Below are 7,448 nucleotides of genomic sequence, written 5' to 3' on the forward strand. Positions count from 1 at the left end.
TCTTGATGGTTGATCAATGCCGCCGTCGGTATCTGTGGCAGGTAGGTTCCCAGTCGAAAACGTATGGCGAGCCATTCGCCATCCGGCGGACATTCAATCAGAGCCCCTTGGATCACCGGCCCCCTGAGTGTCACTGCCAAAAACCCCGGAAGCCTGGTAACAACCAGTTCGATGTTTCCCTCGGCCATCGAGAGAAACGAGCCACCGCTCCGGCTCCGGCTGCGCCATACGCGCTCGACGTAAGGTGAGTCCGATTCGCGATCGTCAAATTCTATCAGCACAGGACGATCCGGAAAGCGCATGTCATCAGTCTTCCCCGTAGCTCCTGAGCCGCTCGATATCCAAAATCGTCACGCCACCGTACTCCAACCGCAGCAGGCCTTCCTTCTCAAGCTTGTTCAATGCGCGGTTCGCGTTCTGGCGGGACATGCCGGACAGCGCCCCGATCTCCTCCTGGGTGATCTCCAGATGGGCGGTCGATTCCGGATAGAGGATCGGGTTGAACAGCAAGGCTATGCTGCGGGCGAGGCGCGCGGTGGCATCCAGCGTGCGGTTGACCTCGAGCATGCCGATGAACTGACCGAGCCGCTCATTGAGCTGGCGCACCAGGAAACGGTTGAAACCGACGCTGTTCTCGAACAACCACATGAAAGCGGCGCGCTCCATCAACGCGACGCGGCTGTCGCGAAGCGCGACCACATCGTAGCGCCGCGGCTCGTTCTTGAGCACGCTGCCCTCGCCGAACCAGGCCCCCGCGGTCAGCCCGGCAAGGCTCGTTTCCTTGCCGTCGCGCGAGACCCCGCCCATCCGGGCAAGACCAAAGACCATGCCGGCCCAATAGTCGAACGTGTCGCCACGCATGAACACGGTCTCGCCGGTGCCGTAGGACCGCTCCGTGATCCCCGCGCGAGCGACCTCGATCTCCGCTTGCGTGAGCTCGCGCGACCAGGCGGCGATGCGCTTCAGTTGATCCTCTGAAATCATGATCCCGAAGCCAGCCGCACCGTTTCGTCACTCCGTCCTCTGTTGCACTGCAACACGGCCGCTCGCCACCATCCGACGAAAGATGAAGACCGCCACCGCCTGAAAAAACTTTGTCGCAGAATTGTCAGGCCGGAGACATTTCAAAATAGCGCTTTCCCCTATTGAGAACCACCTCGGGCGATGCGGCTTTTGATCCCCTAACGGGAACGAGAGCCTCACGGGTCCGGTCGAGACCAATAGCTGCATGGTCTGGCCGACACGACCGTACTAGGATCGCCCGACAGGAACCGACGAAGAGCGCCAATCAAGCGCCATCACCGGGAGGGATTTGTTTGGTGGCTACCAGTCTTGAAGTGCGCGGCGTGTCCTTGCGGTTCGGCGGCGTCCGTGCGCTGACCGATGTCGGCTTCGCCATCAGGGACGGCGAGCTGTTCTCGATCATCGGCCCCAACGGGGCCGGCAAGACCTCGATCGTGAACTGTATTTCCGGCCGCTACAAGCCGACCGAGGGCCAGCTGTTCTATCAGGGCCGCGACATCACCGGCCTGACGCCGAACGCCCGCGCCTCGCTCGGCATCGGCCGCACCTTCCAGAACCTCGCCCTGTTCCACCACATGAGCGTGCTCGACAACATCATGGTCGGCCGCCATCACCTGTTGAAGAACAATTTCCTCACGGGCTCGCTCTACTGGCTCACCGGCGCGCGCAAGGAAGAGCTCGCGCATCGCCGCAAGGTCGAGGAGATCATCGACTTCCTCGACCTCCAGTCGGTGCGAAAGGCGCAAGCCGGCACCCTCTCCTATGGCCTGCGCAAGCGCGTCGAGCTTGCCCGTGCCATGGCGCTGGAGCCGCGCCTCATCCTCCTCGACGAGCCGATGGCCGGCATGAACTTCGAGGAGAAGGAGGACATGGCCCGCTACATCGTCGATCTCAACGAGGAGTTCGGGATGACGGTGGTGATGATCGAGCACGACATGGGCGTGGTGATGGACATCTCTCACCGCGTCATGGTGCTGGATTTCGGCCGCAAGATCGCCGAGGGCGATCCGGGTGCGGTGCTCGCCGATCCCCACGTCAGGCGCGCCTATCTCGGCGAAGAGGACGAGGTGCTGGTGGATCCCGACGATGCTCCGCCGGCGCAGGAGAGCGCGGCATGATGGATTATGCGGGCCGCGTCGCGCAGGCCGATACCTATCCCAAAATGCTCCGGCTCAATGCCAGGGAGCATGGCAACGAGATCGCGCTGCGCGAAAAGGATCTCGGGCTGTGGCGTGTCTTCACCTGGAACGACTACCAGACGCGCGYGCGCGATTTCGCGCTCGGCCTCGTCGAGCTCGGCCTTGGGCGCAACGACGTCATCGGCATCATCGGCGACAACCGGCCGGACTGGGTCGCGGCGGAAATCGCCACCCACGCGATCGGCGGCCTGAGCCTCGGGCTCTACCGCGACGTGCTGGACGAAGAAGCCTCCTATCTCCTCAATTATGGCGAGGCGCAGCTCGTCTTCGCCGAGGATGAGGAGCAGGTCGACAAGCTGCTCACCCTCGCCGACCGCGTGCCTGATCTGAAGCACATCATCTATTCCGACCCGCGCGGGATGCGGAAATACGACGACCCCAGACTGCTGTCGGCGGAGAAACTCGCCGAGCTCGGCCGCGCCCGCGCTACGCGCGAACCGGGGCTTTACGACAAGCTCGTCGATGCGACCAAGGGCGAGGACGTCGCAATCCTCTGCACCACGTCGGGCACCACCTCGCATCCAAAACTCGCAATGCTCGCCGCCGGCCGCGTGCTCGGCCATTGCGCGACCTATCTTGCCTTCGACCCCAAGGGACCCGACGACGAATACGTCTCGGTGCTGCCGCTGCCGTGGATCATGGAGCAGGTTTACGTGCTGGGCAAAGGCCTCTTGTGCCGGATGAAGATCAACTTCGTCGAAGAGCCCGATACGATGATGAACGATCTGCGCGAGATCGCGCCGACGTTCGTGCTGTTTGCGCCGCGAGTCTGGGAATCGATCGCCGCCGACGTGCGCGCCAGGGTGATGGACGCCACGCCCTTCAAGCAGCGCCTGTTCGAAATCGGGATGAAAAGCGGTCTTGCCGCGCTCGAACAGGGCCAGCGCTCCGGCTTTGCCGACGCCGTCCTGTTCCGCGCGCTGCGCGACCGGCTCGGCTTCACCCGCCTGCGCTCGGCCGCAACCGGCGGCGCGGCGCTCGGGCCCGATACCTTCAAGTTCTTCCAGGCGATGGGCGTGCCGCTGCGCACGCTTTACGGCCAGACCGAGCTTTTGGGCGCCTACACGCTGCATCCCGAGGGCAAGGTCGACCCCGACACCACGGGTGTGCCGATGGCCGACAGCGTCGAGATCCGCATCGACAATGCCGACGTCCACGGCGTCGGCGAGATCGTGGTGCGGCATCCCAACATGTTCCTCGGCTATTACAAGAATCCTGAGGCGAGCGTTGCCGACATCAAGGATGGCTGGATGCTGTCGGGGGATGCCGGCTATTTCAACGCCAACCGCCAGCTCGTCGTCATCGACCGCATCAAGGATCTCGCGGAAACCTCCCGCGGCGAGCGCTTCTCGCCGCAGTTCATCGAGAACAAGCTGAAATTCTCGCCCTATATCGCCGAAGCCGTGGTGCTCGGCTCGGGGCGCGACGCGCTCGCGGCGATGATCTGCATCCGCTACTCCATCATCTCGAAATGGGCGGAGAAGAACCGCCTCTCCTTCACGACCTACAGCGATCTCGCCTCGCGGCCCGAGGTCTACACGCTGCTCCAGAAGGAGGTCGAGACCGTCAACGCCACGCTGCCGCCGGCGCAGCGCATCTCGCGCTTCCTGCTGCTCTACAAGGAGCTCGACGCCGACGACGGCGAGCTCACCCGCACCCGAAAGGTACGCCGCAGCGTCATCAACGAGAAATACGCCGGCATCATCGACGCCATCTACCGCGGCGATGCCGACATCCCCGTCGACACCGTGATCCGCTTCCAGGACGGCACCACGCAGAGGGTGCGCACCACACTGCGGGTGGTGGATCTCGGCGGGCGTGGGCATCTGGCGGAGGCTGCGGAGTGACACACGTGATCGTCATGCGCGGTCTCGACCCGCGCATCCATCCTCTTCCGAACAAGCTTCCGTCCACATTGATGGATTGCCGGGTCAAGCCCGGCAATGACGAGTTGGGTCAGCCGATATGAACACCGCCTTCCTCATCCAGCTCCTGGTCAACGGCCTCGTGGTCGGCACGCTCTATGGCGTGGTCGCGATGTCGTTCGTGCTGATCTACAAGGCGACGCAGGTCGTCAACTTCGCGCAAGGCGAGCTGCTGCTGGTCGGCGCCTGGGTATGCTGGGCGCTGCTGGCGAAATATCAGGTGCCGTTCTGGATCGGCATGCCGATGACGCTGGTGTTCATGTTCGTGTTCGGCATCGCCATCCAGGTCCTGATCCTGCGGCCGATGATCGGCGAGCCGATCATTTCGGTGATCATGGTGACGATCGGCCTCTCGACCGTGCTCCAGGCGACGCTGAAATGGATGTTCGGCGTCAACCCGCAGCCGTTCCCGCGCGTGTTCGAGAGCCAGTCGGTCAGCTTGTTCGGGCTTCAGATCCAGACCGTCTATGTCATGAGCCTGGTGGTCTCGGTCGCGATGATGATCGGCATGGCCTGGTTCTTCCGCGCATCAAAATACGGCCTTGCGATGCGCGCCACCGCGTTCAACCAGCAGGTCGCGCAGTCGCTCGGCATTTCCGTCAAGAGCGTCTTCGCGATGGCCTGGGCGATCTCGGCCACCGTCTCGGCGGTCGCGGGCGTCGTCGTCGCCGTCGTCAACGGCGTATCGTCAGGCCTCGCCGCCTACGGCATCAAGGTGTTTCCGGCGGCGATCCTCGGCGGGCTCGATTCCGTCGGCGGCGCCGTGCTCGGCGGCATCATCATCGGCTTGCTCGAGAACATCGCGCAATATGTCGACAGCGAGTATCTGCACTGGGGCAATCTCTACGAGATTGCACCGTTCTACGTCCTCATCATCGTGCTGATGATCAAGCCCTACGGCTTGTTCGGCACCCACGACATCGAGCGGATCTGACCCATGGCCGGCCCTGCCCTCATCCCCGCTGGTGATTTCCGCACCTCCTATGCGGCCGACACCACGATCTTCCCGACGGCCACCAGCCGCAACTTTGCGATCGTTGGCGTGCTGCTGCTCTGCCTCGTGCCGCAATTCCTCGGCGGCTACTGGCTCAGCATCCTGATTCAGATCGGCATCTTCTCGATCGCGGCGCTCGGGTTGAACATCCTGGTCGGCTTCACCGGCCAGATCTCGATCGGCCACGCGGCGTTCTTTCTGCTCGGCGCCTTCACCTCGGCCTACATCTCCAACAATGCGCCGATCCCGGTGTTCTTCGCGATCCCGCTCGCGGGCGTCGTCACCGCGCTGGTCGGGCTGATCTTCGGCATTCCGGCGGCGCGGCTGAAGGGGCTCTACCTCGTCATCGCGACGCTCGCCGCGCAATACATCCTGCTCGACTTCTTCTCCCGCGCCGAATGGTTCACCGGCGGCTCGGTGCCGGCCAGCGCCAATCCGTTCTCGATCTTCGGCTTCACCTTGCGCGGCGACAAGCAGTATTTCTACGTCGTGCTGGCCTATGTGCTGGCGAGCTACATCCTCGTCACCAATCTGATGCGCACGCGCGACGGCCGCGCGCTGGTGGCGATCCGCGACCATTATCTCTCCGCGGAGATCATGGGCATCAACCTCACCAAATACCGCACGCTGTCGTTCGGCCTCGCCGCCTTCTTCGCCGGCATCGCCGGCGCGCTCTATGCGCACTACCAGCTCGTGGTCTCCCAGGAAGGCTTTGGCATCGAGCGTTCGATCCTGTTCCTGGCCATGATCATCATCGGCGGCACCGGCTCGATCATGGGCACGCTGATGGGCACCGCCTTCGTGGTGCTGCTGCCGGAAACGATGGAATTCCTCAGCCTCTACCTGAAGGGCGGCGCGATCGACAAGGCGCTGTCACTCAACAACAACATCACCTTCCTGCGCGAGATCGCGATCGGGGTGATCATCATCGCGTTCCTGATGTTCGAGCCGGACGGGCTCGCCCATCGCTGGCGGCAGATCAAGGCCTATTGGAAACTCTACCCGTTCTCGCATTGAGAACGGGCGACTTGCTAATCAACGAATAAACAGGAGGAGGCAACCAATGAAGACAAAATCCCTTTTGACCACCGCATCGCTCGCCCTCGTGATCGCCGCATTCTCGGCGAGCGCGCAGGCGCAGATCGCGGTCGGGCATCTCGCCGATTATTCCGGCGGCACCTCCGACGTCGGCACGCCGTACGGACAGGCCGTCGCCGACACCTTCGCCTGGGTCAACAAGAACGGCGGCGTCGGCGGCAAGCAGCTCAATGTCGACACCAACGATTACGGCTACCAGGTGCCGCGCGCGATCGCGCTCTACAAGAAATGGTCGGCGCCCGACAGCAAGGTCGCGGCGATCATGGGCTGGGGCACCGCGGACACCGAAGCGCTGACCGGCTTCCTCGCGCAGGACAAGATCCCCGACCTCTCCGGCTCCTATGCCGCGGCACTCACCGATCCCGAAGGCGTCAGCGGCAAGGCCAAGCCCGCTCCTTACAATTTCTTCTACGGCCCGAGCTATTCGGACTCGCTGCGCGCGATGCTGATGTGGGCGGCCGAGGACTGGAAGGCCAAGGGCAAGCCCGGCAAGCCGAAATTCGTCCACATGGGCGCCAACCACCCCTATCCGAACGCGCCGAAGGCCGCCGGCGAGGCCATGGCGCAGGAGCTCGGCCTCGAAGTGCTGCCGCCGCTGGTGTTCGCGCTGACGCCGGGCGATTACAGCGCGCAGTGCCTGAGCCTGAAATCCTCGGGTGCCAACTACGCCTATCTCGGCAACACCGCGGCTTCCAACATCTCCGTCCTGAAGGCCTGCAAGACCGCCGGCGTCGACATCCAGTTCCTCGGCAATGTCTGGGGCATGGACGAGAATGCCGCCAAGACGGCCGGAGATGCCGCCAATGGCGTGATCTTCCCCTTGCGCACGGCGGTGAGCTGGGGCGGCGATGCGCCCGGCATGAAGACGGTGATGGAGATCTCCAAGATGTCCGACCCGACCGGCAAGGTCTACCGGCCCGTGCACTACATCGCGGCGGTCTGCTCGGCGCTGTACATGAGGGAAGCGCTCGACTGGGCCGCAAAGAACGGCGGCGCCACCGGCGAGAACGTCGCCAAGGGCTTCTACCAGAAGAAGGACTGGGTGCCGGCCGGAATGGACGGCGTCTGCAATCCCTCGACCTGGACCGACAAGGACCACCGCGGCACGCTGAAAGTCGACCTCTATCGCACCAAGATCGCGGGTGCGACCGACGGCGACCTCAACGATCTCATGGCCAAGGGCACGATCCAGCTCGAGAAGGTCAAGAC

7 protein-coding genes are annotated in these 7,448 nt (G+C 63.6%); 5 read left to right on the forward strand and 2 right to left on the reverse strand.

Features of this window, described 5'->3' with window-relative positions; all coding sequences use genetic code 11:
* A partial coding sequence (locus tag AC1D00_RS18310) for a hypothetical protein (protein WP_477011619.1) occupies positions 1-302 on the reverse strand: 302 nt, incomplete at its 3' end.
* 4 nt (positions 303-306) lie between these two features.
* The gene (locus AC1D00_RS18315; RefSeq protein WP_477011620.1) at positions 307-984 is read right to left on the reverse strand and encodes a Crp/Fnr family transcriptional regulator; all 678 of its coding nucleotides are present in this window, start codon (positions 982-984) and stop codon (positions 307-309) included.
* A 335-nt stretch (positions 985-1,319) separates the two neighbouring features.
* Between AC1D00_RS18315 and AC1D00_RS18320 the strand changes: the two genes are divergently transcribed.
* The 5 genes from AC1D00_RS18320 to AC1D00_RS18340 all read left to right on the forward strand — a co-directional run.
* Positions 1,320-2,141: an ABC transporter ATP-binding protein gene (locus AC1D00_RS18320; RefSeq protein WP_027545088.1), complete on the forward strand. Its 822-nt coding sequence runs from the start codon at positions 1,320-1,322 to the stop codon at positions 2,139-2,141.
* Positions 2,138-4,069 (forward strand): AMP-binding protein, encoded by a 1,932-nt coding sequence (locus tag AC1D00_RS18325; protein ID WP_477011621.1) that lies wholly within the window; start codon positions 2,138-2,140, stop codon positions 4,067-4,069. The genes AC1D00_RS18320 and AC1D00_RS18325 overlap by 4 nt, the downstream gene beginning before the upstream one ends.
* A 118-nt stretch (positions 4,070-4,187) precedes the next feature.
* Positions 4,188-5,081 (forward strand): branched-chain amino acid ABC transporter permease, encoded by an 894-nt coding sequence (locus AC1D00_RS18330; RefSeq protein ID WP_027545085.1) that lies wholly within the window; start codon positions 4,188-4,190, stop codon positions 5,079-5,081.
* A gap of 3 nt (positions 5,082-5,084) precedes the next feature.
* Positions 5,085-6,158 (forward strand): branched-chain amino acid ABC transporter permease, encoded by a 1,074-nt coding sequence (locus AC1D00_RS18335; protein WP_135174699.1) that lies wholly within the window; start codon positions 5,085-5,087, stop codon positions 6,156-6,158.
* 46 nt (positions 6,159-6,204) lie between these two features.
* Positions 6,205-7,448 (forward strand): ABC transporter substrate-binding protein (locus tag AC1D00_RS18340; RefSeq protein ID WP_477011622.1); only part of this gene is annotated, 1,244 nt, incomplete at its 3' end.

This window comes from Bradyrhizobium sp. P2_E8 (genome assembly GCF_056403875.1).